The sequence below is a fragment of the Hominisplanchenecus sp. genome, from assembly GCF_046967715.1.
Classification (GTDB): domain Bacteria; phylum Bacillota; class Clostridia; order Lachnospirales; family Lachnospiraceae; genus Hominisplanchenecus; species Hominisplanchenecus faecis.
This window is the reverse complement of sequence record NZ_JBKVNQ010000036.1, coordinates 1-26,465: the sequence shown is the minus strand read 5'-3', so window position 1 is coordinate 26,465 and position 26,465 is coordinate 1. Positions and strand designations below refer to the sequence as shown.

Genomic DNA, 26,465 nt, shown 5'->3' with positions numbered 1-26,465 from the left:
GGTCGGAGCAAAACGAACATCCACTGGATGTTCTGCTCCATATCGGGGCGGGTCCCAAGGTCTTTCATCCACCTATGAGCAAGCTCATGTGGATTTAGACCTTTGATCCTGGCATCATATTTTCAGTAAAATCCAGCAAATACAGAGGCTCCGATCACAGTCAGAAGACCGGCTACCGCGATCGCCAGGCTGCTCATCGCACCTTCCACTTCGCCCATTTCCAGTGCTTTGGCCGTCCCGATCGCATGGGAGGATGTGCCAAGTGCCAGTCCTTTTGCGATCGGCTCATAAATACGAAACAGCTTGCAGACTGCCTCTCCGATCACATTTCCGATCACGCCGGTAACAATGATCACAGCCACCGTGATGGTCACCAAACCGCCCAGTTCTTCGGAAACACCCATTCCGATTGCTGTTGTGATAGACTTTGGAAGCAGCGTAACATAGACATCATGCTCAAGTCCGAACAAAAATGCCAGAAGCAGGACGCTTCCAAGACTTGCCAGCACACCTGCGAGGATGCCGCAGGCAACGGCTGCCAGATTTTTCTTTAAAAGTGTCATCTGCTGATAAAGCGGCACCGCCAGACATACCGTCGCCGGAGTCAGAAGATAACTTAAATATTGGGCAGAATTTTCATAACTTTCATAATCCACCCCGCACAACATCACCACGCCGATCACAAAAATGATTGAGATCAGCAGCGGATTTAAAAATGCATACTTGAACTTTTTCTTCAGCATAATGCCAACTCCATATCCGATCAGACTGACCGTCACGCCAAAATATGCCGAGTTACACAATATCTCTTTCATGTCTTTACCCTCCTGAGATCACCCTATTAATCCTGCTTCTCCATCTTCTGTGCTGCCATGTTTTCTTTCAGATGCATTACTGCCTGTGCCGTTCTTCCGGTCACAACCATAACAAAGACGGTCGTGATACAAGTGATCACAAGAACTGGTACCAGAATTGCCTTTAAATCACTCCAGGTCACGATCAGACCAACGGCGGCCGGGATAAACATCGGCGGCATGATCTCGATCAGAAAGTCCGCTGCGATCTTGACCTGCTCCAGTTTGATCACTTTTGTCATCAGACCCGCCAGCATCAGAAGCAGACCGTAGATACTTGCCGGGATCGGCAACGGAATCAGACAGTGCAGAAATTCTCCGAAAAAGGTTACAAACATGATAATCCCAAACTGATACAATAGTTTCACTTTTATTACCTCCTGTGCCATCTGGCAAACTTTTTTGATTTCCCCCGTAAAACATTTTTGCCTGCCCCAGACAGTTATTTCCGTCTCAAGGCAAAAAGGGGTCGATTGAATACACTATATATCCAATCGACCCACCCCAAAGTATTAAGCGCGAGACGGGACTCGAACCCGCGGCCTCGACCTTGGCAAGGTCGCGCTCCACCAACTGAGCCACTCGCGCATTTTTTATTTCTGCCTGTCTCTCAGGCACGTTTTATATGATACAACAGGTTTCTGGATTTGTCAACTGTTTTTTTGCCATATTTTTTTTATTTTTCTGCTATACTTTTTTTATACATCCCATAGCCATTGTTTATTGTTTTTTTATTAGCAAAATTCACTATTTTATGGTAAAATAGTAAGTATATTTTGGTGATGCCAAGGCGAAAAGAATTACTTTTCCGGTAACAAAGCGATTCATTGGCATCATTTCGAATACTATATAGAGATGCCAGGGTCAAAAGCCTGAAACCACGATGTGCTTGCACAAGAGTGGTTTTATGGCTTAATGACCCGCCCCGATATGAGCATAAAAGTGGAGCGTAAGCTTTACGATATGCGAATATTGGGGTGCTATGTGCCAGTGGCACATGTTTAGCACCGACCGAAGCGGAGCGTAGAAAGAATTGTGGGAGTACGAAGTACGGAACAATTCGTATGGCATCTTTTGACCCCAACATCATATAAAAGAAATATTGAAACGGAGGAACTGCCAATGAATGTTTATTCAGAAATTACACCTGAAATATTGTCTCTGACAAAACTTGCAGAAAGTACCAGCAAGATTGACCCTGCCCTTTACACCAAATATGATGTAAAACGCGGACTGCGTGATATCAATGGTAAGGGTGTGCTGGCAGGTCTTACTGATATCGGCAATGTCCATGCTTATGATATGGTAGACGGAAAACAGGTTCCATGCGAAGGAAAGCTTTACTACCGCGGATATAATATCGAAGATCTTGTAAACGGTTTTATCAGAGATCAACGTTTTGGCTTTGAAGAAGTTACTTACCTGCTTCTGTTCGGAAAGCTCCCATCAAAAGAGGACCTGAAAGAATTTTCCGATATGCTGGCAGCATATCGTTCTCTTCCTACCAGCTTTGTCAGAGATATTATTTTGAAAGCACCGAGCCAGGACATGATGAATACGCTTGCCCGCAGTGTTCTGACACTCTATACTTACGATGACCGTGCAGACGACATCTCACTTCCGAATGTACTGCGTCAGTGCTTGCAGCTGATTGCACTGTTTCCGATGCTTTCCGTATATGGCTATCAGGCATACAGCCATTATCACGATGGAAAGAGTCTTTATATCCATATGCCTGATCCATCACTTTCCACTGCAGAAAATCTGCTCCATATTCTCCGTCCAGACAGTAAATACACCAACCTCGAGGCCCGCATCCTTGACATTGCACTGGTGCTGCATATGGAACACGGCGGTGGTAACAACTCTACGTTCACCACTCATGTGGTATCTTCTTCTGGTACAGACACCTACTCTACTATAGCATCTTCCCTTGGCTCTTTAAAAGGTCCGAAACACGGCGGTGCCAACATCAAAGTTGTCCGTATGTTTGAAGATATGAAGAAAACCGTCAAAGACTGGAACAACGAAAAAGAAGTTGGTGATTATCTGCGTGCCCTGCTGAACAAAGACGCTTTCGATCACGCCGGTCTGATCTATGGTATGGGACATGCTGTTTACTCTCTTTCTGATCCGCGTGCCAATATTTTCAAGGGTTTCGTAGAGAAACTTTCCAAAGAAAAAGGCAGAGAAGAAGAGTTCCAGCTTTATTCTATGGTGGAACGCCTTGCACCACAGATCATTGCCGAAGAACGCAAGATCTACAAAGGTGTCAGTGCCAACGTGGACTTCTACAGCGGATTTGTATACAGTATGCTGGATCTGCCTACGCAGCTCTTCACACCGATCTTTGCGATCGCCCGTGTGGTTGGCTGGAGTGCCCACCGCCTCGAAGAGCTTGCCAATAGCGGAAAAATTATTCGTCCTGCATACAAAGGCATTTCTGAGATTAAAGATTATGTTCCGATTGAAAAACGTTAAGATTACAAAAATATTTTTAAATACAAAGTGACACAAAAGTGCCGGAAGAACCTTTCATTCTTCCGACACTTTTTCTTTTTACATCTCAGATGTCTAATTCCAGCGGTTCATCCATTGTTTCGGATACATACTTGCCGTTTTTTTTACGTTGCCTTACACATTCTGTGAGCAGATATTCAATCTGCCCGTTTACGGAGCGAAAATCATCTTCTGCCCAGGCTGCGATCTGATCATACAGTTTTGCCGAGAGCCTGAGCGGGATCTGTTTCTTCGGTCTGCCCTCTGCCATATCAGTACAGACTTCCTGAATTTACAACCGGCTGTGCATCGTGATTTCCACAGAGCACGACAAGAAGATTGGAGACCATGGCAGCTTTTCGCTCCTCATCTAATTCGACTACCTGATTCTCATTCAGACGCTCCAGTGCCATCTCAACCATACCGACTGCTCCGTCAACGATCATCTTTCTCGCATCAATGATCGCTGATGCCTGCTGTCTCTGAAGCATAACGGCTGCGATTTCCGGTGCATAGGCAAGATAGGTGATACGTGCCTCTATGATCTCCAGACCGGCTTCTGCTACTTTCTTCTGGATCTCATCGCGGATGCGTCCTGCAACAATTTCGCTGGAACCACGCAGGCTGCCTTCATCGGCAATGCCGTCACCGGTCGTATCGACATTCGGTGCCACATCGTAAGGATAAATACGCACGATATTTCGCAGGGCACTGTCACACTGCAGGGAAAGATATTCCTTGTAGTTGTCAACATGGAAAACAGCTTTTGCCGTATCGGTCACACGCCACATCACAGCGATCCCAATTTCCACCGGATTACCGAGGCAATCATTGATCTTCTGACGGTTGTTGTTGAGTGTCATGATCTTCAGGGAAATCTTTTTGTTTGGAACCGATGCATTTGCAGAAGCATTTGCACCTGTTGCCGCAACCAGCACGGATTTCGCACTGTTTCCGCCATCCACATCCCCGCTCTGGTTCAGTTTGGTCTTTGCTGCCGGGTTCACACTGCTGCAGAATGGATTTACCCAGTAAAATCCTGCATCTTTCAAAGTGCCGACATACTTACCGAACAGAGTAAGCACCAGAGCTTCCTGCGGTTTCAGAACTTTAAGTCCCAGAAACGGGATCCAGCCGATGGAAATCCAGATGATCGCCAGTAGCATAAGCGGAATCAACTCGGTAATCGCACTGACAAGCATGATGCCTGCAGCTGCTGCATAAAAAATGATAAACAGCAACATCATTGCCATGCCATTTTTCCTGTTGTTCAAAACTTTTTCCTTGATATCCATAATCCTTTCCTCCTTTAATTATTTTTGTGATGCCAGGGTTAAAAGGTCAAAATGTCGTTCTTGCTTGCAAGATAAGACATTTGATCTTGGAACCCGCTAAACATGAGGAAGTAGCTATTTACGCAGTAAATCTGCGGATTCCGAATGTTTATAGAATTGCGGGAGTTATTTTATAACTGAGCAATTCGCAGGCATCATTTAGTTTTAAAACATCTTTTCGGTTTATTAAAATGATATCATTTTAATATCAGTTTGTCAATATTTTCTTATGGTAATGTTTAAAGTCAAACGCACGCAAGATCTGCACTCGATCTTGATCAGCCTGACTGACCATTGATCCGACAAAAAAATCGCCACCTGCTCTCAGGTGACGATTTCTTTTCAAAATACCAGAAGCATTAAGCCAAATGGTATTTCAGTCTCGCATATATTTGATTTGAACGCAGAGAAGCTATATCTGATAAAAATCAGATACGAAATCTTTTTTATGATTCAGACTATTATTTAATCAATTGAGCACTTTGCTTACAACGCTTTAGTTCTTTCCATTAATATAGGAAATAAGGCCTTCTGCTTTGATGATCTTCTGCATAAACTCCGGGAACGCCTGTCCTTTAAACTCGGTTCCTTTTGTGCGATTATAGATCATACCGCTGTCAAAATCTACTTCTACGTCATCGCCGTCCTCGATGCCTTTGGATGCTTCCGGACACTCGATGATCGGCAGTCCGATGTTGATCGCATTACGGTAGAAAATACGTGCAAAGGTCTCTGCGATGACACAGCTTACACCTGCTGCCTTGATGGCGATCGGTGCATGTTCTCTGGAAGATCCGCAGCCGAAATTTTTCTCAGCTACAATGATATCTCCCTTATGAACTTTGTTTACAAACTCTTTATCAATATCTTCCATGCAGTGTGTTGCCAGTTCTGCCGGATCGGAAGAATTCAGATATCTTGCCGGAATGATAACATCGGTATCTACATTGTCTCCATATTTAAATACTTTACCATGTGCTTTCATCTTATCTATCCTCCTATAATCCAAGCTCTGCCGGTGCGGAAATCTTTCCGGTCACTGCACTTGCTGCTGCAACTGCCGGGCTTGCCAGATATACTTCTGATTTTACATGTCCCATACGGCCCACGAAGTTACGGTTGGTAGTGGAGATACAACGCTCGCCCTCTGCCAGGATACCCATGTAGCCGCCAAGGCATGGTCCGCAGGTCGGTGTGCTGACAACTGCTCCTGCTTCGATGAAGATTTCCAGCAGTCCTTCTCTCATAGCCTGCAGATAAATCTGCTGTGTTGCCGGGATCACGATACAGCGGACACCTTTTTTCACTTTGCGTCCTTTTAAAATCTCTGCTGCACAACGCAGATCTTCGATACGTCCGTTTGTACAGGAACCGATCACAGACTGATCGATCACAACATCTTCTGTGATCTCATCGATGGTCCTGGTGTTTTCCGGAAGATGCGGGAATGCTACGGTTGATTTCAGAGTGCTGAGGTCAATGGTATATTCCTGTTCGTATACGGCATCTTCATCTGCTTCATAGACTTTATATGGACGTTTGGAATGTTCTTTCATATATGCAACGGTCAGGTCATCTACCGGGAAGATACCGTTCTTGCCACCGGCTTCGATCGCCATGTTTGCGATCGTGAAACGGTCATCCATGCTCAGGTATTTGATTCCTTCACCAACAAATTCCATGGATTTGTAAAGAGCTCCGTCCACACCGATCAGTCCGATGATGTGCAGGATCACATCTTTGCCGCTTACCCATTTTGCCGGTTTGCCGACCAGGTTAAATTTAATTGCAGACGGTACTTTAAACCATGCTTTTCCGGTTACCATACCGGCTGCCATGTCGGTACTTCCGACACCGGTGGAGAATGCTCCCAGTGCTCCGTATGTACAGGTATGAGAATCTGCACCAATGATCACATCTCCTGCCACAGTCAGTCCTTTTTCCGGAAGCAGTGCGTGTTCGATTCCCATCTCTCCTACGTCAAAATAATTGGTGATCTCATTTTTACAGGCAAATTCACGTACACATTTGCAGTGTTCTGCTGATTTGATATCTTTATTCGGGATAAAATGATCCATTACCAGTGCGATCTTATCCTTGTCAAATACTTCCTGTTTTTTAAACTTGTCCATCTCATGAATGGCAACCGGGGAAGTAATATCATTTCCCAGGACCAGATCCAGATCTGCCTCGATCAGCTGACCGGCTTCTACACTTGGTAATCCTGCATGAGCTGCAAGAATTTTCTGTGTCATCGTCATTCCCATGTCTTGTTTCCTCCTCATTCTCGTGTTTCATGCAGAAACTCTTTTCTTTCTGCATACTCTGGCATTGAAATACCGCCTTTTGCGGATTTTAAACCTGTTTTTTATCATAGCATAAATATTGGTAAATTACAACAAAACTGCCGTGTATTTTATGGGCAAAACTTTTATCTGTAAAAAAGATGCCACCCGTTATTACAGGTGACACCTCTCTTCTATACTTATCTCAAAACATCTGCAAATGCTCTGTCTAAAAAGACACCACAAACATCTTATTTATTGCTCAGGAATTCATGGATACCTTTTGCTGCTGCTTTACCTGCACCCATAGCCAGGATAACGGTAGCTGCTCCGGTAACGGCATCTCCACCTGCGTATACACCATCTTTTGATGTCTTTCCGGTTTCTTCGTCCGCAATAATACATTTTCTCTTATTGACATCCAGACCGATGGTCGTTGAAGAAATCAGCGGGTTCGGTGAAGTTCCAAGGGACATGATAACGGTATCTACATCCAGGACAAATTCAGATCCCGGGATCTCTACCGGTCTTCTTCTTCCGGAAGCATCCGGCTCGCCAAGCTCCATACGGATACATTTCATGCCGGCTACTGCATCGTTCTCATCTACCAGGATTTCCGTTGGGTTGGTCAGCAGATCAAAGATGATACCTTCTTCTTTTGCATGATGTACTTCTTCTGCTCGTGCAGGAAGTTCTGCTTCACTTCTTCTGTATACGATATGTACTTCTGCACCGAGACGAAGTGCGGTTCTTGCAGCATCCATTGCTACGTTTCCGCCGCCGACAACAGCTACTTTCTTGCCATGTACGATCGGTGTATCGTAATCTTCACGGAATGCTTTCATCAGGTTGTTTCTTGTCAGGTACTCGTTTGCAGAAAATACACCTTTTGCGGTTTCTCCAGGGATTCCCATGAACATCGGCAGACCTGCACCGGAACCGATGAAGACTGCTTCAAAACCTTCTTCATCCATCAGTTCATCAATGGTGATAGAACGTCCGATGATCACGTTTGTCTCGATCTTAACACCGAGTGCTTTTACGTTTTCTACTTCTTTTGCAACAACATCCAGTTTCGGAAGACGGAATTCTGGAATACCATATACCAGTACACCGCCTGCCTCATGCAGTGCTTCAAAGATGGTTACGTCATAACCTAATTTTGCCAGATCACCTGCACAGGTCAGACCGGATGGGCCGGACCCGATAACAGCTACTTTCTTGCCGTTCTTTTCTGCCGGAGCTGCCGGACGGATGCCGTTCTCTCTTGCCCAGTCAGCTACAAAACGCTCCAGTTTTCCGATGGAAATGGCTTCGCCTTTGATACCGCGGATACATTTTCCTTCACACTGGCTCTCCTGCGGACATACACGACCGCAGATTGCTGGAAGTGCACTGGACTCAGAAATGATCTGATATGCTTTTTCAAAGTTTCCTTCTTTTACTTCATGTACAAATGCCGGGATATTGATGGATACCGGACATCCCTGCATACATTTTGCATTTTTACAGTTGATGCAGCGGGAAGCTTCTTCCATTGCTTCGTCTGCATTATATCCAAGGCAAACCTCATCAAAGTTGGTTGCTCTTACTTTTGGTGCCTGTTCTCTTACAGGAACTTTCTTTAATACATCTGCCATTATTTGTCACCTCCGCAATTTCCACATCCGCCATGATGTGTGTCACCTTCACGCAGTTTCAGAAGTGCACGTCCCTCTTCTGTCTTGTAGAGAGTCTGTCTCTTCATTGCCACATCAAAATCAATCTTATGACCGTCAAATTCCGGACCGTCTACGCAGGCAAATTTCACTTCATCTCCTACCATAACACGACAGGCTCCGCACATACCGGTACCGTCCACCATGATCGGGTTCATGCTGACAATAGTCGGAATGTTCAGTTTCTTTGTTGTCAGGCAGCAGAATTTCATCATGATCATCGGACCAATCGCTACGCAGTGATCATATACTTTTCCTTCTTTTGTTACCAGGTCTTCGATCACTTTTGTTACCATTCCGCTTCTTCCGTAAGAACCGTCATCGGTTGTAACATAGAGATTGCCTGCCACTTCGGAAAGTTCCTTTTCCAGGATAACCAGATCTTTTGTCTTTGCACCGACAATAACATCCGCATCAATGCCGTGCTCATGCAGCCATTTCACCTGTGGATATACTGGTGCGGTACCTACACCACCAGCTACAAAAAGAATCTTTTTCTTTTTTACTTCTTCGAGCGGTTCTGTGCACAGGTCAGACGGCTGTCCCAGAGGACCTACGAAATCACGGAAAGTATCTCCTGCCTTCAGTGTGGTAAATTTCTCTGTGGACGCTCCGATCGGCTGGAATACAATAGTAACTGTACCGGCTTCTCTGTCATAGTCACAAATAGTCAGCGGAATACGCTCGCCGACTTCATCCATTTTTACGATGATAAACTGTCCAGGCAGACAATGCTTTGCAACACGCGGAGCCTCTACAACCATCTCGTAGATATTGCCTGCAAGTTTTCCTGCTTTTAAAATCTTGTACATATCATACCTCCATATTTTTCGTTTTATAAAAGCACACCTGACTGTGTTTTTTGTATACAGTCGCAAGGTTCTACAAAACACTACATTAAAGTATAAAACAATCCCTTAAAAATTTCAATACTTATTGCCCCTGCTCAAGATAATTTTCGAACTGTTCCATGCTCATCAGCACTTTCCTCGGTTTGGTTCCTTCTTCCGGGCCGACAACACCGGCATCCGAAAGCTGATCCATGATGCGTGCCGCCCGGTTAAACCCGATCTTGAACATTCGCTGGAGCATACCGATCGATGCTTTGTCTTTTTCAATGATAAATTTTCCGGCATCTGCAAAGTATTCATCTACATCGCTTCCGCTATTTTTCAGATCCTGGGCAGCCTGTGTCACCTGCGATAACTGCACCTGCATTTCTGCATTGTATGTTTCTGGGTTATTCTGCTGTGTTAAAAATTCTACGACCTGTTCCACTTCACTGTCTTTGACAAACGCTCCCTGAAGTCTTGCCGGTTTCTGATAATTCTGCGGATAGAACAACATATCTCCTTTTCCAAGCAGTTTTTCCGCCCCGTTCATATCCAGGATCGTCCTGGAATCCACACCGGAAGAAGCCTTGAACGCAATCCTTGACGGCATATTTGCCTTGATCAGACCAGTGATAACATTGACGGAAGGCCGCTGTGTTGCAAGGATCAGATGGATGCCGGCTGCTCTTGCAAGCTGTGCCAGACGGCAGACTGCATCTTCCACTTCTCCGGGAGCAACCATCATCAGATCGGCAAGTTCGTCCACGATGATCACGATCTGTGGCATTTTCTTCATTTCTTCTGTCCGCTGTTCTTCCGGGATCGATTCGATCTTCTGATTGTAGCCTTTCAAATCACGCACGCCCTGGGTGGCAAACTGCTGGTAACGTTTCGTCATCTCCGCTACTGCCCAGTTCAGAGCACCGGCTGCCTTTTTCGGATCGGTGACAACCGGGATAAACAGATGTGGGATCCCATTGTAAACACTCAGTTCCACGACTTTTGGATCGATCATGATCAGCTTGACATCTTCCGGCGAAGCTTTGTAGATCAGACTCATGATGATCGTATTGACGCATACAGACTTACCGGATCCTGTTGCACCGGCGATCAGAAGATGCGGCATTTTTGCAATATCCGCCACCACAATCTTTCCTGCCAAGTCCTTGCCAACTGCAATTGACAGCTTGGATTTGGCTTCCTGAAACTCCGATGACTCCAAAAGTTCTCTTAAATAAACTTCGCTGCTTTCCTTATTCGGGACTTCAATGCCGACCGCTGCTTTCCCCGGGATCGGTGCCTCGATCCGGATATCTTCTGCCGCAAGGTTCAGCTTGATATCATCTGCCAGATTGACGATACGGCTGACTTTGACTCCCTGCTCCGGTGTCAGTTCGTACCGGGTGACAGAAGGTCCGCAGCTGACATTGGTGACATGAGCCTCCACGCCAAAACTGTGCAGTGTATTCTGCAGCTTCTGGGCCGTCGTTTTCAGCACCTCACTGCTGTTTCCGTTTTTTCCGCGTCTTGGAAGACCGAGGATCTCCATCGGCGGGAAGGCATACTGTGGTTTCTGCACCTTTTCTGCCGCTTCAATCTCCTCGCTGACACTTTCCAGCTGGACTTTCTGCTCTTTTGCGGAAGATCTTGGATTTTTCCGGTTTTTCTCTTTTTCCGTTTCTGTCGAACCGCCGGATTCTTCTGCATGATCCGGCACTGGATGCGGTGACGGTTCCGTATCAGAATGGTCTTCTTCATCCAGTCCTTCAATGGAAAGCATATTCAGAAAATCAAAGGATTCTTCCGGCTCCTCTTCATATATTTCCTCTCTCCTGCCCGGTTCCTCTTCGATGATCGGCTGTGCCTCGATGATCTCTCTTGGAATTTCACTTTTCTCCGAAACCAGATTTTCACCTACCGTCTGATAAGTCACACCGGTCACTTTGTGATCAAGACGTCGTTTCTTTTCTTCTTCAAAGGCCTCTTTTCTCCGCTCCAGAGCTTCCCTTTCATTCATCAGCTGCTGTTCCCGGTAAAGTGCCTGCTCTTCACGGTGTATCCTTGCCTGCTCCATTCTGCGTCTGGCATCTTCCTTTGCAGAACAGTAGACTTTTTTGCTGCTTTTTTGCATACCACGAAACAGAGAACGCTGCGTGATCAGAACCAGGGCAATCACAGCCAGAAGGATCACGATCACATAAGCTCCCGCAATGCCGACGGACGGACAGAACACTTTGCAGAAAATGCCTCCGATAATCCCGCCGCCTGTATGTTCCTCGATGCTGTACTTATAATAGTCCATCAGATTTCTGCTCTTATCGTATCCGTTGATCAGTTCGCAGAAAATGGACATGGCAAGCCACATCAGACAACATCCGCCCAGTTTGACCCACATAATGCTTTTTTCCTTGTTTACAACTGCAAAAGCCACTCCCAGAAAAAGGGCAAACGGAAACAGATACGCCATCAGTCCAAATGCTCCGAGACTGATATGGCTTACCGTATTGCCGATGAAACCGCCGACACCGAAATTTCCGATCAGGATCAGAACGGACAGAGCAAGCACCAGCCAGACCAGGATTTCCTCCCAGACAGAGAATCCTTCATTTCCTAGATTTTCGATTCTTTCCGGTTTCTGATAATCCGTTTTTCTTGGTCTGCCGACCTTTCCCTTTTTCGGTACCGCAGTCTCTTTCTTCGGCATTGCTGTCGTTTTCCTGCTGTTGTTTCCCTTCTTTGGTGCAGAATTGCTTCTTCTTGTACTTTGCACCGTTTTTTTTCTTTCTGCCATAAAATGTTGCTCCCCTTTATCTGTTTTCCTCGTCATATCACATTTTTCGTCGCTATAGCAAAGATAAAACACGCTTTGTGGATTTTATCAGCTGATCAGCGGTCTCCATAACAAAAAACTGTTACAGAATCCATACCGTAACAGTCTTTTTGCATATAAAACATTCCTTTGTAAAATCGATTCTGTTATACCAGGAAGTTTGCAATGATCGCAATCACTCCTACTGCAAAACAGTAAATCGCAAATCCCATAAATTTTTTCTTACGCACGACTGTGAGCATCGTTTTAATGCATACATAACCAACGCATCCTGCAACGATCGCTCCAATCAGTCCGTTGAGTACGATGCCCCCGGTGATCGCTTCACTTCCCAGATCCTTGATCTCAAGAACAGCCGCTCCCAGAATCGCCGGGATCGACATAATGAAAGAATAGCGAACTGCAAAACGTCTGTCATATCCGCTCATCAGGCACGCCGCGATCGTCGTACCGGAGCGGGAAAGTCCCGGAAGTGTGGCACAGCCCTGTGCTGCACCGATCAAAAATCCGCTTCTGTAACTGATATCCTTTGGTATCTTTTTGCCGTTCGGTGTTTTCTCGGATACCACCAGCAAAATGGAAGTCAGGATCAGGCAAATCCCCGGAACGATCAGTGTCGCACTCGCTTTTTCCACCATTCCCTTTCCGATATAACCAATGATACCTGTCGGTATGGTAGATACCAGCACCAGTACCACAAACTTACGATAGTTGTTTTTTACGATCTTGCGGTAACGCAGTGCACTGTAGGAACGCTGATTCTGAATATAACTTTTCAGATTGTAAATAATATCACCACACATATTGACCGTCTCAACGATCATACGCAGAATGTCCTTGCGGTAAACCACGAAAATCGCCACCAGGGTACCAAGATGCAGCATAACATCAAAAAATAATCCCCCGTCTGTCTGGATATGAAATATATTCTGGATGATCGCCAGATGTCCGGAACTGCTGACCGGCAAGAACTCCGTAATGCCCTGTACAATTCCCAATATGATCGCCTGTATAATTGACATAATAACCTCCCATACCGCATTTGAAACGGCTTAATCGAACTTTTTAAATTATAGCATACTTTCTATAAACTTACAAATACTTATTTTCAAATTCCACAATACGACAAATCCTGTCCTCAAAACCGAAAAAACTTCTTATTTTTTATAGACATTTGTCAGAAGAAGAGATACACTGTTACCAACATAGCATAAGTCAGCGGACAGATGGGATAACTTGTATCTTTCTCTGTTTATCCGTCTGCTTATAGTATACGTGGAAGGAGGTTTTATTTATGGATACTTTACATATTGCTGTTTGTGATAATCATGTTTCTTCCCTGACTTTTATCACCAGTGAGATCACCAAGCAGATTATGAACATGAATGTCCAGGCAGATGTTGCTTCCTTTTCTTCCGGCGAAGATGTCATGTGCCGTGTATCGGAAGGAATGTTTTTTGACCTGTACATTTTAAATATTGAAATGCCAAAGCTCGATGGCATCACACTTGCTCTGCAGATCCGCAGGCATCAGAAGAATCCGGTCATCATCTTTGTATCTGCAAGAGAAGAATATGTTTTTGATTCTTTCAAAGCACATCCTTACAGTTTCGTCCGCAAAGATCATTTTCATGAAGATTTGAGTTCCACACTGAAAGCATTCATGCTGGAATACCATAAACGGGAAGACTCGTTTCTTTATATTCTCCGCACACCGGATGCCCTGCACAAGTTAAATCTCAGACAGATCCTCTACATCCGGGATATCCGAGATGGTTTTATTGAGCTTTTGAAAAACGACGGCACTGCCAAGCGGATCCGCTATAACATAAACGACCTGGAAAAAGAGCTGGAGCCTTGTGATTTTGTCCGCATCCATCCTCTGGAGCTGGTCAACTGCGACTATGTTTTCCGGATCAAAAACGGAAAAATTATGCTTGATAACGGAACAGAACTTGCGATTGCCGATCCTTACCGGGAAAATATCCTGGAAAAATTCGGTGAAATATAGCCGCTCTTTTTCTCAGCAGCAGAACATAAAATAGCCAAGAAGCAGCAGCCCGAAGATAAAGAGAACCGACACAAAGACATTCGGCATAAAAAATGCGATCGTCATACCAAATGCGATCCAGAACACGGTATAGCCTATGATCCTTTTCATTGGATTTCTCCGAATCTCTTTATTACCAGAATATGCATCTGCAAAGGCATCGTAGCACAAAAGGTCATGGATTTTACGGAACTGTCCGATCCCCATGACCTTTTGTTATCTTTTTCTTTATTCTTTTTCTTCTTTTGCCTCTGAAATGATCTCGTCGTCATCTTTTGATGAGAAAAATTTTCCATCGGTAAATTTATTAACAAAATCCGGAACCATATCCAGGATCTTGGTCAGACCGTCCTGATTTTTGACATTGACCAGTTTGGTCGTCCCGTTCTGGATCACAAGCACGGCACTCGGACTCATCTTTCCGCCCATGCCACCGCCGCCGTTCTGTTTCTTGTCTTCATTTTTTGCTGTCGCAGCAACACCAAACGTGACATCTACAAGTGGCAGGATGATCGTGTCCCCCACTGTGATCGCATCTCCCACAACGGTTTTGGTCGTGATAAAACTGTCCATGCCTTTGAAAAGAGAATTTACTGTACTCTGAAAGTTGTTGTTTTCTGATGCCATATTAAGCCCTCCTTAATCGTCTGAATCGTTTCCAGTATATTTTTAATTTTTTATCAAAAAATATCTTCGCTCCTGTCAGTGCAAGATGGCAGATGCGGATATGTCCCAAAGCCAAAACTTCTCCTTCGCAGACCTGATCTTCAAAATCAGGCTCAAGATCCAGTTCCTCGCACTTCGCCGGAAGGATCAGATAGAGAATCCCGGTAAACTCTCCGGTGAGTGCCGGATCTCCGAAACCATAATGTACATAGCCTTTGATCTTATGCGGGCGGATATGTCTCAGAAGATAAAAGAGATGATTCTTCAAGATCTGATAAACTTCCCGTGAAAGATCTGAACGCAGAAAATCAAGATATCGCTTCAGTGTCTCTTTTGATTTTGTAATAGAACGGATCGTTTTTTTCGCCTGCTCTTTTGCGGTGAGGATACGATTTCTGATCTTTTCGATCTGCATGCGTACCTTTTCGATTATATTGAAAAAACGATGTCGCTTTTCCGGTTCAGCCGCATCTTCTGCCTGCAATTCTGACATTTCACCATCCTGTGTTTCTGATTTCGAAGCCTTGTTTTCCTGTGTTTCGGTTTTCGGAGACGGTTCTGGGTCCGGTTTCGTTTTCTCTTCTAACACAGGCAGTGGCTTTTTCTCTTCCGAAACATCCTCTGTTTTTTCTGTCTCGCAGTTCTTTGTTTCATTGTTTTCTGCCTCTTCCGAAGAATCCTCCGTCTGCCCAGTATTTTTTTTAGCGAAATCGATCTTTTTTCCGAAAATCTGCGATACAAAGGATATCTGCCCATTCCGGTAGCCTGCTTTTACCTTCAGGATGCCAAACAGCCAGCTCACCCTGACGTTTGCAGTACTTTTTTTCAGTTCCCCGTGTTTTTCTGCACATATGCGATACCGCAGAGGCAAAAACAAAACGGTCAGAAGGATCAGCAGGACCAGTCCCAGAAGAACGGCCAGAAGAATCCCCACTATTTTCAGTATAGCCAGTATGATATGTATCATATACAAACACCCGTTAATTTCTTTCCTGATTATGATTCTGCAACGCCTGCCAGAATCACCTGCCAGACCTCACATAAGCCTGCCCTGTCTTTCACTGCATCTGCTTTTCAGATAACGGAGGATATCTCCGTTTCCGGTTTCTCTGTACGTCTCTTCCGCCATCTGGACCACCAGATCCACGGCTTCCTCATAGCCTTTGGCAATGCCGTAGATCATCGGCAGCTTTTTTCTCACTGCTCTTTGTTTCAGCCACGCAGAAGAAAGGATATCAAACTGATCCTCGCCGTTTGCTGCCTCGGTGATCACCCACACATCGATCATTCCCGCACCGATCTTCAGTTTCCGGATGATCTTGTTTTTCTTTTTTGATGCACCTTCCCCCACATAGAGATATGGATACCACTTCATATTTTTTCCTTTCTCCTGCCATCGAATTCTTGTTCTATTTTACCAGACACAGAAACATAATGCAACGACTAACGAACTTCTCTTATCATGCAGTACTGTTTCAGGGAGAAATTTTTTTCAAGCACACCATATACCTTAAATCCAAATTTCTGATAAAACTCCACATTATTCTGATTGTGTGTCTCCAGCGAGATCATCATCCGGTGCTGATCTGCGTAGCGTATGGTTTCCTCCAGAAGTCCTGCCGCAATCCCATGATGCTGCATCTGCGGATTAACTGCCAGATAGATCACGTGGAGCCTGCGATTCTGATGAAGCTGGTCTGTCCAGTTCGAATTCAGATAGTCTACGCCCTTGATAAAATTGTAAAACGTATGCAGAGACGGATCTTCTTTTATCAGAAACCCATCCGTATGTAATACTGCTTTTGCTTCTGTATAAAGAAAACGGAAAATATTGCAGGATTTTGTTTCATCAGATACCACAAGAACGCTGTTCAGCTCTTCGCTGTCTGAAAAAATCTCACATGTCTCATAAAATTCATCCATATCACAGTGAAACAATTCCGGCATCAGTTTCTTTCGGATTTCCGCATTTGGTATCAGTGTCTCATAAAGTGGATCATGTGCAAAGCACAGATTCAGAAGTTTTTCCAGTTTTGGCAGATCCTCTCTCTGCACGCGGTATAAATTTTCGCTGTCCATAAATTTCTGATTTTGTCCCTTTCTGTATGCTCAATTCAGATACGTTTCTTTCAGAACTTCTGTTATCTTGTCAGTATATTTTTCCAGTAATGTATACTGTTTTTCACATACTTTTTTCAGTCGGAGAATCTCACTTTCAAAATCAGATCCCGCAGTTTTTTCTTTTTCCAGCAGGCTTCTCACCAGAGTATAAAGCTTTTCATGCTCCATGATCCTTCCATAGCCCCATTTCAGCCGTTCCCTTGGCTGATGGAAAACATAGTCCGTGAAATGATTGTATACATCTTCATCAAACATAAACGCATAAGCATTGTTGTCAACCTGATAGAGCCGTCCAAGTGCCTTTGATACTTCTGCTTTTTCAAGATCTTCTATCGCATCTTCTAAAAGCCTGATATTTTTCAGAAGGATCTCATGTGGATAAAGTACGTTTCCGTACCAGTCGATGCGTACAAACGTATCCTGTTCTTTTTTGAAGTTTGCAAGCTGTTTCTGTTCCAGAGGACGCAGGCTTTCAAACAGCTCTTCTGCTTCTTCAAAGCGTTCCTCCTTAAGAAGGCGGCGGTAAGCACGGTTCTGTTCCTGTACCTTCTGATAATCCTGCTCTGCTTTTTTTTCTGCTTCTTTCAGATATTGCTTCATAACATCCAGTTTCTTTGAAAGTACACCTTTTGCAGCTTCCGCTCCGGGAAACTTCCCTGCCCGGCTCATAACCGGGGCAAAACACAACGGAACGACCGCCGTCTGATCCAGTTCACAGATCAGCAGCAGAAACAGTTCGTGATGCAGGCGGTATACCTGCTCATCGTAATAATCATCGTTATCAAACTGTGAATGGTAGTGCGTCTCCATAAAACTTCCACCGGTAAAATCATTGACCATGGACGGAATGCCGGCGATCGCCATGGAAAAGTCATCAGACCAGGTCTCGATCGGTGCCGTAATCTTCGTCTCCTCCGGATAGGCCTGTGTCAGAAGCGGCAGATTAGAAAGAAATTCTTCCAGATAACGCACATATTCATAACAGCTGCGGATCCTAGCCCTTGTTCCATGTGCCAGTGCAGGAAGTTCAAAATTAAGATCTGCGATCACTTTGCCGACCCACTCCGGATGTGCTGTAAAAATTTGCTCGTAAGCACCCGCTGACCAGTCAAAATCAGAATCGATCACGCCCCATTCCTCTGCCGCCATTGCACAGAATACGATTGTATTGTTTGGCTGATAACCACTCTCCAGCAAAGACTTTGCGATGCCGAACATCAGGGCAACCGCAGTATTGTCATCCTGAAAGCCGCTGAAATAAGAATCATAATGTGCGGAGAGCAGGATCATACGCTCCGGATGCTTTCCAGGAATCCTTCCGCAGATATTGTAAGTGGTGCACGACGGCATCACCTGGCTGTCCGCGTCAAAAAAGACCTGGATCTCTTCTTTTTCTTTCAACAGCTCTTTAAGCACTTCTGCATCTTTTCTGGAGATTGAAAAAGCTGCCGCATCGGAAGGTCCTGCAATATCCTGTGCATTTAAGGCTTCGTTGTCAATCTCACCATATCCGCCGTCCTGGACAGCAATCAGGGCTTTTGCCCCTTTTAAATGTGCCTGATAAACCGGGTAATTGATCCACCATTCATCTCTCTGGTTGATATCGACAAGTACCAGTTTCCCCTGCACTTCCCGGCCCTCATAATCCTTTTCCGTTCCTTTTCCCACATAAGTCAGGGAAAAAGGTTCAAAGCCATCAGTCTTAAAGTCTGTCTGATATGCTCCAAGCTGAAATTCTCGGCGTTTGCCTTTTGTCTCCACCGCAAGGACTGCCTTTTTAAATTCCCAGCCATCCACGGTGACGGCATCTTTTGTAACCTGTGAAAGCCCGATGCTTTCCATTTCTTTTTTCAGCATCTCACCGGTCTTAAATTCTGCCTGCGAACCTGCCGGGCGGTATCCCAGTACCTCGTTGGAGCGAAACTGCTCCATGCGTCTTGCCAGTTTGTAAGAATATTCAATATCCAGATGTTCTAATAAATGTTCTCTTGTATGCATATCCAGACCTCCTATTTGATCTACCCACACGCATTTTTATCTTAGTCGGAGAAGACTCCCATTTCTATAAAAATATCTGCAAAGTCCATGATATGAAAATGGAGTCTGCGGCGAACCGAGACTCCAGCTTTCACTCCTTCTGGTGCAGTAATTTGTCAAAAATATTTTTTGTTACCCCAGAGATTCCGCCTCTTTAATTCCAGATATTCATTATACGCTTTTTCCAAAATCGCTTTTTCATTTGAAAACTTCAGCAGATGATATGCCTCATGGTACTTATAATATCCGGAATCCACGAAATATTCTTCTCTCTGTGGCTTGCTGTAATAACTGTCCGCCATCATCAGATACCAGTGTACATCCTTGGAAACGATGTCCTCCGGGACATTAAATGTATACTGACTTTTTCCGACATACTTGATAATGGAAGCATCGACACCCGTTTCCTCCAACACTTCCCTGGCAGCGGTATCTTTATACTCTTCGCCAGCTTCTACAGTTCCTTTCGGCAAGACCCAGCCCTCATACTTGTTCTTATAGCTTTTGTATAACAGCAGGATCTTCCCGCGAAAGATTACCACACCGCCACAGCTCGTTGCCTCAATCATTGCAATTCCTCCTGTATGCGTTGTGTCTAAAACTGTTTTTAGTATACCCCTTTTTTCAGCTGAACGCAAGCTATAAAAATATTCTCTTTTGCATTACTGCTGATACTGCAGTTCGTACCACCATTTGTCAAATACCATCTTGGCTGCCGGGACTGCGGAAGAACTTCCGGAACCGCCGTCTTCGATGATCACACTGATCGCCAGTTTTGGATTTTCCGCATCCAGATAACCTACAAACCAGGAGTGAGTTCCTTCTGCTCCTCCTTCGCTGCCGTATTCTGCAGATCCGGTCTTCCCTGCCGCCGTATATTCTTCCCCGGAAATCTTTCTTGCCGTTCCGTCGGTGACTACTTCCTTCATAAATCCGGACAGGATATCGACTTCTTCTTCTGACATCAGTTCTTTGTATTTGACCGGTGCATACTGCTTTACAATGTCTCCGTCATACGTTTCGATGTGATCGATGTAGTATGGATTCATCATAGTGCCGCCGTTTGCCACGGTTGCAGCCACGAGTGCCATCTCAAACGGTGACACGACCGTCTCTCCCTGTCCAATCGCAGTCATCATCTCTTCTCCGTAGGAGGCATTGGATGACAGACGGAAAAGGCTCTGGCTGGACGGAAGATCGATCGGCAGATCTTTGTTAAAGAGGAACGACTCGCAGAGTTTCCGGTACGAATCATTGTTCACTTCCATACCGATCTGTGCAAAGGCACCGTTGCAGGAGTGGACAAATGCCTGCTCCAGATTTTCATATCCATGGACTTCTCCTTCGTAGCAGGTGATCCGCACATCTTCTTTGGAAATGCTTCCGTTACAGGTATAGTTGAAATTCTGGTAATCATCCGGATGTTCCCGGATATATTCCAGCGTTGTGAGGATCTTAAAGGTAGATCCCGGCGGATACTGCCCCTGCAGTGCACGGTTAAAAAGGGAACTGTTGCTGTCGTCATTGATCAGTGCATCCCAGTCCTGCTCGATCGTATTCGGATTAAAATCCGGTTTGGAAACCATCGCCAGTACCTTTCCGGTGGACGGCTCCAGCACCACGATCGCACCTTTGTTGTCACCAAGTGCATCATAACATACCTGCTGCAGCTGTGTGTTCAGTGTCAGCACAAGGCTGTCCCCCTGTACTTTGGTATCCAGCTTTTCTTCCCGGATCTGATCCAGGATGGAGGCATGACTGCTCAGCAGATCATAATTATGGACCGACTCGATACCGGACTTACCATTTGTTGCATAACCGACAATATGTGCAAACAGATTGCTGTACGGATAGCTTCTGCTCTCTGTCCCGTCTTCTGCAATGTCTGTCTGTGCTAGGACGTTGCCGTCCGCAGAATAAATATTGCCTCGGATGATCTGTTCCTGGTAAGCAGACTGTTTTGTATTGTACTGGTTATTATTAATATCATCCCGCAGCACCACATTAAAATAGATCAGATAACCTGCCATTGAGAGAAACAACGCCACCATCAGATAACTGACACGAACCAGCACCTTGTTCTTGATACGGCGGATGCGTTCTTCTTCCTCGTTATCATAGTCATCATAATCCTGATCCAGATAATCCTCATCCGGATCAGCCTGTGCATCTCTTCCTTTTCGCCTAGTACTATCGATAGTTTTGCGGCTCTTCATAATATTCTTCATCTTCAAATGAATCATCCTCGTCTTTTCTTAGTATATAGAGTCCCTGGATCACAGAGAACATGATCAGTGTACTGAGCATGGAACTTCCTCCGGAGCTGACAAACGGAAGCGTGACACCGGTCATCGGGATCATCTTCATGGAACCGCCGATCGTTAAAAATACCTGGATCGCATACGTGCAGGCAAGTCCAAGTGCCACATAACGGTAAAAATTCTTCGTCATTTTCATTGCGATATTAACAAACATGATAAAGCAGCTCATACAGATCAGAATCGTGCAAATGCAGAAAATACTTCCCATCTCTTCGGCGATCGCCGCAAACATAAAGTCCTGATCCACATAAGGGATCTCGGTCGGTGATCCCTGATACAGACCGGTACCGAACCAACCGCCGGCCGCGATCGCAAACAGTGCCTGTGCCACCTGATAGCCGCTTCCTTCGTAAACACTGAATGGATCTTTCCAGATCTCCACGCGGACACGGACATGGGCAAACAGGAAATACGCTGCCACGGCTGCCACCACAAACGCTCCGAATCCAAGAGCCAGCCATTTCCAGTCACGCGTTGCCACATAAAGCATGATCAGATAGGTCATAAAATAGATCAGTGCACTTCCAAGGTCTGTGGAGATCACAAGGATCAGCACATGGACAGCCGCCAGAATGGTAGTTTTGACAATCTGCGAAAATTCGGTCGATTTTGATAACATTCCGGCAATGCAGAATACATAAATAATCTTGACAAACTCCGATGGCTGCAGGGTAATGCCGGCAATCGTCAGTGACAGCTTTGCACCATTTGTCACCGTTGCCATGACCGCAACCGCTACCAGAAGTCCGATGCCAAGGATAGCATAGACCACAGCAAATTTCGTGATAAATTTCAGCTTGCTGATCAGCCACGGCACGATCAGAGCGATCACCGTTCCGATCACACAGATCTGAAACTGTTTGACCGACTGATCATAAGACAGTCTTGCAACCATAATAAAACCGATCGTGATCAGCATACACATATTATTGATCGCAAGTTTGGAAGCTTTCGGATACAGATGCCTGAAAAAGATCAGTGTCGCTGCCAGATACAATGCCTGTTCCCCGTAAAAAAACAGGATCTGGGACTGGTTCATCTGAAGGTACAGTACCATAAAAGCCACAAAATGGAGACAGAACATCACCACATTCTGTCTGATAAAGAGGAATTCTCTCGCTTCCTCGCTCCGCTTAGCAAAGATCAGAATACTTTGCAGCGTATAGATCACCATCAAAGTGATCAGAACATATTTTGAAAATTCTATGATCAGTTTATCCACCGTTTCACCTACTCCACTCCTCGTTTGTAGTGTCCTCTTGTAAATTCATATCCCGGCTCTCCCAGTTCTTCTCCCCAAAGATATTCTTTTACAAATCGCTTTGCGACTGCCGCCGCTTCTTTGTTGCTTTCTGTCGTAAACGCCAGCCGTACAGATGCCGGGCTGCATTTTCGCACCTCTTCGCTCCATCCGTGCAGCGAAACCGGAACAGAATTGTAAATCACATTATAACAGTAACTGCAGCAGTTTTTCACTGGAAATTCTTTTCCCTTGCGATCACGTACCTTAAAAAGCTCCGGCGTTTTCTGACAGTGTCCTGCACTTTTTTTCAGACACTGTGTGCTTGTCATGACCGGAATCCTTCCGTATACCAGCATTTCATCGCCATCGCAGTCACGCTCTTTCAATTCTTTGAACGTAAGCTCTGCAGGGCAGACAAAAAAACTGCAGCCCAGATTTCTTAAAAACGCTTTCGCTTCTTTATTATAAGCATAAACATTGTAATCTGCTGCCCAGGTTCCGTCATATCCGATCTGCTCCAGATATGCGATCTGCTCCGGATTTTTGACCATCATTCCGTCAAAACAGGTCATATACTGCTTCATCTGCTGATCCCACAGTTCCTGATCTTTTGTCCGGAACAGAGACGGAAAAATGTACCAGAGCTCCTTTTTCTGCCCCTGGCATCTCTGTGCCATCGACGGAATCTGTTCACACATCCGAAAATCCAGAAAGCATTTGCTGTCAAGATAAATCCTTTTGACGCCTTCTATTTGCAGCATTTCTTCAAACAGGTCTGCCCGTTCGATCGATACAGAAAGCTTTGCTTTCTTTTCTTGCTTCCCGTCATTGGCAGATTTTTCTGCTTCCACTTTTTCCATCTCCGGGCTGTTTTCTCCTGTTTTCCCGGATTTATCAGATTTTCTCTGATAAGCCTGCAGCTGTTTTTCCTGTAATGCTTCCAGAGCCCCCCGTCGAAGTTCATTGAAACTCTGCATCGGAAGAAAACAGCCCTCATCCATCACAACCTGAAGATGTTCAAACAGATACGGCGAATTTCCGGTACGCATCATCTGTTTTCTTACACGTTCCTCCGCAATCGGCTGTTTCTGTGCCGCCTGTACAATCGCTCCGCTCTGGGAGACAGTGATCCTGCCTTCCGGCCCGTCATATGTCACCGTCAGTATAGCAGGTTTCCCTTTAAAAATCATTAACTTGCCCTTAATTTTTTCATAGAGGATCTTCCCGATATACTGCTCTTTCAGTCCTTCCATCAGTTTTGCATTGTACGTGCGATTCCAGATGCCTCCCTTCTGCAGTCTGCCCGCATCGCGGACTTTCATGGAAAAGATCCTGCCTTTTTTCACATCTTCCGCTACCGTTGCGGACTCCAGAATATCACCTTTTTGCAGATTTTCCAGTGCTTTAAAAGTAAGCTGTCCGCCTTTTCTCTGTTCCAGAAGCATGGCACCTTCTGTCCCGTAGTGATTCTGCCGCTTCATGGACATCATCGACACACCATGGTATCTCTGATAATATCCTGTGGAAAAACCGCCCCGGTTATACAGATCCATCAAATCCTGGATATCTTTTTTCTCCACATGATATCCTTCTTTTCCGTTTTTACGGTAAAGATCCACATATTTGCGGTACATGGCTGCCACACCTGCTGCATACTCCGTTCGCTTCATCCTGCCTTCGATCTTCAGAGAATCCACACCCGCTTCCAGAACCTCCGGCAAAATCTGCAAAGTACAGATGTCTTTCGGACTTAGCCAGAACTGCTCTTTTCCTTCATATACATAAGGAAGTCTGCACGGCTGTGCACAGCGTCCACGGTTCCCGCTGCGTCCTCCGATCATACTGCTCATCAGACACTGACCGGAATAACAGTAACAAAGTGCCCCGTGCACAAAACATTCGATTTCCAGAGAAGTATTCTGCCGGATCGCTGCGATCTCCTCCAGGCTGATCTCTCTTGCCGGAACAACTCTGGATGCTCCCAGTTTTTCCAATAAAGCTGCACTTTGCACGGAATGGACCGACATCTGTGTGCTGGCATGAAGATCCAGATTGGGAAATTCTCTTTTCAAAAAAGCAAATGCCCCGAAATCCTGCACGATCACGGCATCCAGACCCTGCTCATAAAACGGCACTAGCCAGTCTGCCAGTTGATAAATCTCCGACTGTTTCATTAGCGTATTGGTTGTCAGATATAATTTTTTATTGTGCAGATGACAGTAATCGATGCATTCTGACAACTCCTCATCAGACAGATTGTTTGCATACGCCCTCGCACCAAACATTCTGCCTCCTGTATAGACTGCATCTGCACCTGCATACAATGCAGCTTTTAATCCTTCGATCGAACCTGCCGGTGCCAGAACTTCTGTTTCCACAAAATCCCTCCTGTACTTGTCATGGCAAAAGCCACCTGTTTTCATGTAAACTTAAAAAGGTTGGCAGACGCAATGCCGAACTGCCTTTTCTCCGGCTCTTTGTGTCGTTCCAACCTCTGTCTGTATTACTTGCCCAACTCTGTCTCCAGTTTTACAATCTGCTTCTGGTACTCTGTTGCCTGTTCTTTTAAAGCTTCCAGCTCTTTTGCTGCATCTTCCAGCTTGATCTGAGTGGAGATCAGTTCATGTTTCAAATCGTACAGTTCCTGATCTTTTTGTGCCAGCTCTTCTTCGACCATCTCCACCTGATTCTTGGCTTTAAAATAATCATCTGCAACATTCAACTCCAGCAGGATGCTTTTCAACTCCTGGGACAGTCTTGCGTAACCATCCAGTTTTTTTAATTCTGCCAGTTTGTTATTGATATATGTGGCAACCCGCTGCAGATACTCTTCACTCTCATATCCACTCAGGGTATAAATCTTCCCATCAATGAGTACTTCCGTTTTGTTTTTGGATGACATCCTGTGTACTTCCTCTCTTTCGGTAATTACTTGACGCATGATCTTTCCCTATTATAACCTCATATCGCAATTATTTACAAGAGAATATTACAAATCTTTTTCATTTCGTTTCTTCTTTTTCAATTCCAAGGTGCTGATACGTAAGATCTGTGACCACTCTTCCCCTCGGTGTACGCATGATAAACCCGTTTTTGATCAGAAACGGCTCATAAACTTCTTCGATCGTTCCGGCATCCTCACCGATTGCCGCTGCCAGGGTATCCAGCCCGACCGGACGGCCCATAAATTTCTCTGTCATCGTATAGAGGATCCGGCGGTCCGTCTGATCAAGTCCACAGGAATCCACCTCCAGAAGATCCAGGGCGAAGGATGCCACTTCTCCTGTGATCTTTCCATCGTAACGCACCTGTGCAAAATCGCGGACACGTTTCAAAAGACGGTTTGCAAGCCTTGGCGTTCCCCTGGAACGTTTGGCAAGCTCGGCGGCTCCCTGCGGATCGATCTCCACATTCAGTACATCCGCCGACCGCATGATGATCGTCTGCAGCTCTTTTTCTGTATAAAATTCCAGGTGATGTACCACTCCGAAACGATCCCGCAAAGGTGCCGTCAGAAGACCTGCCCTTGTCGTTGCCCCGACCAGTGTAAATTTCGGCAGATCCAGGCGGATCGATCTGGCGGAAGCTCCTTTTCCGATCACAATGTCGATCGCATAGTCTTCCATTGCCGGATAGAGTACCTCCTCCACCTGACGGTTCAGACGGTGGATCTC

24 protein-coding genes and 1 tRNA gene are annotated in these 26,465 nt (G+C 45.3%); 2 read left to right on the top strand and 23 right to left on the bottom strand.

Annotation, left to right across the window (positions count from 1 at the left end; all coding sequences use genetic code 11):
* Positions 1-122: 122 nt before the first annotated feature.
* The 3 genes from ACLTL4_RS06935 to ACLTL4_RS06925 form a co-directional block, all read right to left on the bottom strand.
* The gene (locus ACLTL4_RS06935; RefSeq protein ID WP_412291155.1) at positions 123-815 is read right to left on the bottom strand and encodes an LrgB family protein; all 693 of its coding nucleotides are present in this window, start codon (positions 813-815) and stop codon (positions 123-125) included.
* A gap of 26 nt (positions 816-841) precedes the next feature.
* The gene (locus ACLTL4_RS06930; protein WP_412291156.1) at positions 842-1,222 is read right to left on the bottom strand and encodes a CidA/LrgA family protein; all 381 of its coding nucleotides are present in this window, start codon (positions 1,220-1,222) and stop codon (positions 842-844) included.
* A 147-nt stretch (positions 1,223-1,369) separates the two neighbouring features.
* Positions 1,370-1,442 (bottom strand) — tRNA-Gly (locus ACLTL4_RS06925).
* Between the two features lie 534 nt (positions 1,443-1,976).
* Here ACLTL4_RS06925 and ACLTL4_RS06920 point away from each other — a divergent pair.
* Positions 1,977-3,335 (top strand): citrate/2-methylcitrate synthase, encoded by a 1,359-nt coding sequence (locus ACLTL4_RS06920; RefSeq protein WP_173865794.1) that lies wholly within the window; start codon positions 1,977-1,979, stop codon positions 3,333-3,335.
* An 85-nt stretch (positions 3,336-3,420) separates the two neighbouring features.
* On the opposite strand, the gene ACLTL4_RS06915 is transcribed toward ACLTL4_RS06920, so the two are convergent.
* From ACLTL4_RS06915 to ACLTL4_RS06880, 8 genes are all read right to left on the bottom strand, one after another.
* Positions 3,421-3,624 (bottom strand): TA system antitoxin ParD family protein, encoded by a 204-nt coding sequence (locus tag ACLTL4_RS06915; protein ID WP_022118711.1) that lies wholly within the window; start codon positions 3,622-3,624, stop codon positions 3,421-3,423.
* Position 3,625: 1 nt separating this feature from the next.
* Positions 3,626-4,642: an SPFH domain-containing protein gene (locus ACLTL4_RS06910; RefSeq protein WP_173865812.1), complete on the bottom strand. Its 1,017-nt coding sequence runs from the start codon at positions 4,640-4,642 to the stop codon at positions 3,626-3,628.
* 541 nt (positions 4,643-5,183) lie between these two features.
* Positions 5,184-5,672: a 3-isopropylmalate dehydratase small subunit gene (gene leuD, locus ACLTL4_RS06905; protein WP_173865793.1), complete on the bottom strand. Its 489-nt coding sequence runs from the start codon at positions 5,670-5,672 to the stop codon at positions 5,184-5,186.
* Positions 5,673-5,685: 13 nt separating this feature from the next.
* Positions 5,686-6,954, bottom strand: a complete 1,269-nt coding sequence (leuC, locus tag ACLTL4_RS06900; RefSeq protein WP_022119191.1) for a 3-isopropylmalate dehydratase large subunit — start codon at positions 6,952-6,954, stop codon at positions 5,686-5,688.
* Positions 6,955-7,223: 269 nt separating this feature from the next.
* On the bottom strand, positions 7,224-8,612 hold the full coding sequence (gene gltA, locus ACLTL4_RS06895; protein ID WP_173865792.1) for an NADPH-dependent glutamate synthase: 1,389 nt from the start codon (positions 8,610-8,612) through the stop codon (positions 7,224-7,226).
* Positions 8,612-9,502 carry a sulfide/dihydroorotate dehydrogenase-like FAD/NAD-binding protein gene (locus ACLTL4_RS06890; protein WP_022119193.1) on the bottom strand — a complete coding sequence of 297 codons (891 nt, stop codon included), beginning with the start codon at positions 9,500-9,502 and terminating at the stop codon, positions 8,612-8,614. Before ACLTL4_RS06890 ends, gltA begins: the two co-directional genes overlap by 1 nt.
* A gap of 121 nt (positions 9,503-9,623) precedes the next feature.
* On the bottom strand, positions 9,624-12,227 hold the full coding sequence (locus ACLTL4_RS06885; RefSeq protein WP_412320356.1) for a DNA translocase FtsK 4TM domain-containing protein: 2,604 nt from the start codon (positions 12,225-12,227) through the stop codon (positions 9,624-9,626).
* A 272-nt stretch (positions 12,228-12,499) separates the two neighbouring features.
* Entirely contained in the window at positions 12,500-13,375 is an 876-nt protein-coding gene (locus ACLTL4_RS06880) for an undecaprenyl-diphosphate phosphatase (protein WP_022119196.1), read from the bottom strand.
* Between the two features lie 272 nt (positions 13,376-13,647).
* Here ACLTL4_RS06880 and ACLTL4_RS06875 point away from each other — a divergent pair, with 272 nt between their 5' ends.
* Positions 13,648-14,364: a LytR/AlgR family response regulator transcription factor gene (locus ACLTL4_RS06875; RefSeq protein WP_022119197.1), complete on the top strand. Its 717-nt coding sequence runs from the start codon at positions 13,648-13,650 to the stop codon at positions 14,362-14,364.
* Between the two features lie 12 nt (positions 14,365-14,376).
* Here ACLTL4_RS06875 and ACLTL4_RS06870 read toward each other — a convergent pair whose 3' ends face one another.
* From ACLTL4_RS06870 to ruvB, 12 genes are all read right to left on the bottom strand, one after another.
* The gene (locus ACLTL4_RS06870; RefSeq protein WP_173865789.1) at positions 14,377-14,514 is read right to left on the bottom strand and encodes a hypothetical protein; all 138 of its coding nucleotides are present in this window, start codon (positions 14,512-14,514) and stop codon (positions 14,377-14,379) included.
* 117 nt (positions 14,515-14,631) lie between these two features.
* A complete protein-coding gene (locus ACLTL4_RS06865; protein ID WP_022119199.1) occupies positions 14,632-15,030 on the bottom strand; it encodes a GerW family sporulation protein in 399 nt (132 codons plus the stop codon).
* Between the two features lies 1 nt (position 15,031).
* Entirely contained in the window at positions 15,032-16,036 is a 1,005-nt protein-coding gene (locus ACLTL4_RS06860; RefSeq protein WP_412320355.1) for a DUF2953 domain-containing protein, read from the bottom strand.
* A gap of 69 nt (positions 16,037-16,105) precedes the next feature.
* The gene (locus tag ACLTL4_RS06855) at positions 16,106-16,444 is read right to left on the bottom strand and encodes a hypothetical protein (protein WP_022119201.1); all 339 of its coding nucleotides are present in this window, start codon (positions 16,442-16,444) and stop codon (positions 16,106-16,108) included.
* Positions 16,445-16,512: 68 nt separating this feature from the next.
* Complete coding sequence (locus tag ACLTL4_RS06850) at positions 16,513-17,148, bottom strand: GNAT family N-acetyltransferase (protein WP_412320354.1); 636 nt, start codon at positions 17,146-17,148, stop codon at positions 16,513-16,515.
* Between the two features lie 30 nt (positions 17,149-17,178).
* Positions 17,179-19,188, bottom strand: coding sequence for a M28 family peptidase (locus ACLTL4_RS06845; protein WP_022119203.1), 2,010 nt, complete (start codon positions 19,186-19,188; stop codon positions 17,179-17,181).
* 155 nt (positions 19,189-19,343) lie between these two features.
* Positions 19,344-19,796 carry an NUDIX hydrolase gene (locus tag ACLTL4_RS06840; protein WP_022119204.1) on the bottom strand — a complete coding sequence of 151 codons (453 nt, stop codon included), beginning with the start codon at positions 19,794-19,796 and terminating at the stop codon, positions 19,344-19,346.
* Positions 19,797-19,889: 93 nt separating this feature from the next.
* Complete coding sequence (locus ACLTL4_RS06835) at positions 19,890-21,455, bottom strand: peptidoglycan D,D-transpeptidase FtsI family protein (protein WP_022119205.1); 1,566 nt, start codon at positions 21,453-21,455, stop codon at positions 19,890-19,892.
* Entirely contained in the window at positions 21,418-22,770 is a 1,353-nt protein-coding gene (locus ACLTL4_RS06830; RefSeq protein ID WP_412320353.1) for an FtsW/RodA/SpoVE family cell cycle protein, read from the bottom strand. Before ACLTL4_RS06830 ends, ACLTL4_RS06835 begins: the two co-directional genes overlap by 38 nt.
* Before the next feature lie 8 nt (positions 22,771-22,778).
* On the bottom strand, positions 22,779-25,169 hold the full coding sequence (locus ACLTL4_RS06825; RefSeq protein ID WP_412320352.1) for a DUF3656 domain-containing U32 family peptidase: 2,391 nt from the start codon (positions 25,167-25,169) through the stop codon (positions 22,779-22,781).
* Positions 25,170-25,294: 125 nt separating this feature from the next.
* Positions 25,295-25,693: a cell division protein ZapA gene (gene zapA, locus ACLTL4_RS06820; RefSeq protein WP_022119208.1), complete on the bottom strand. Its 399-nt coding sequence runs from the start codon at positions 25,691-25,693 to the stop codon at positions 25,295-25,297.
* Positions 25,694-25,793: 100 nt separating this feature from the next.
* The coding region (gene ruvB, locus ACLTL4_RS06815; protein ID WP_412320351.1) for a Holliday junction branch migration DNA helicase RuvB at positions 25,794-26,465 on the bottom strand (672 nt) is incomplete at its 5' end.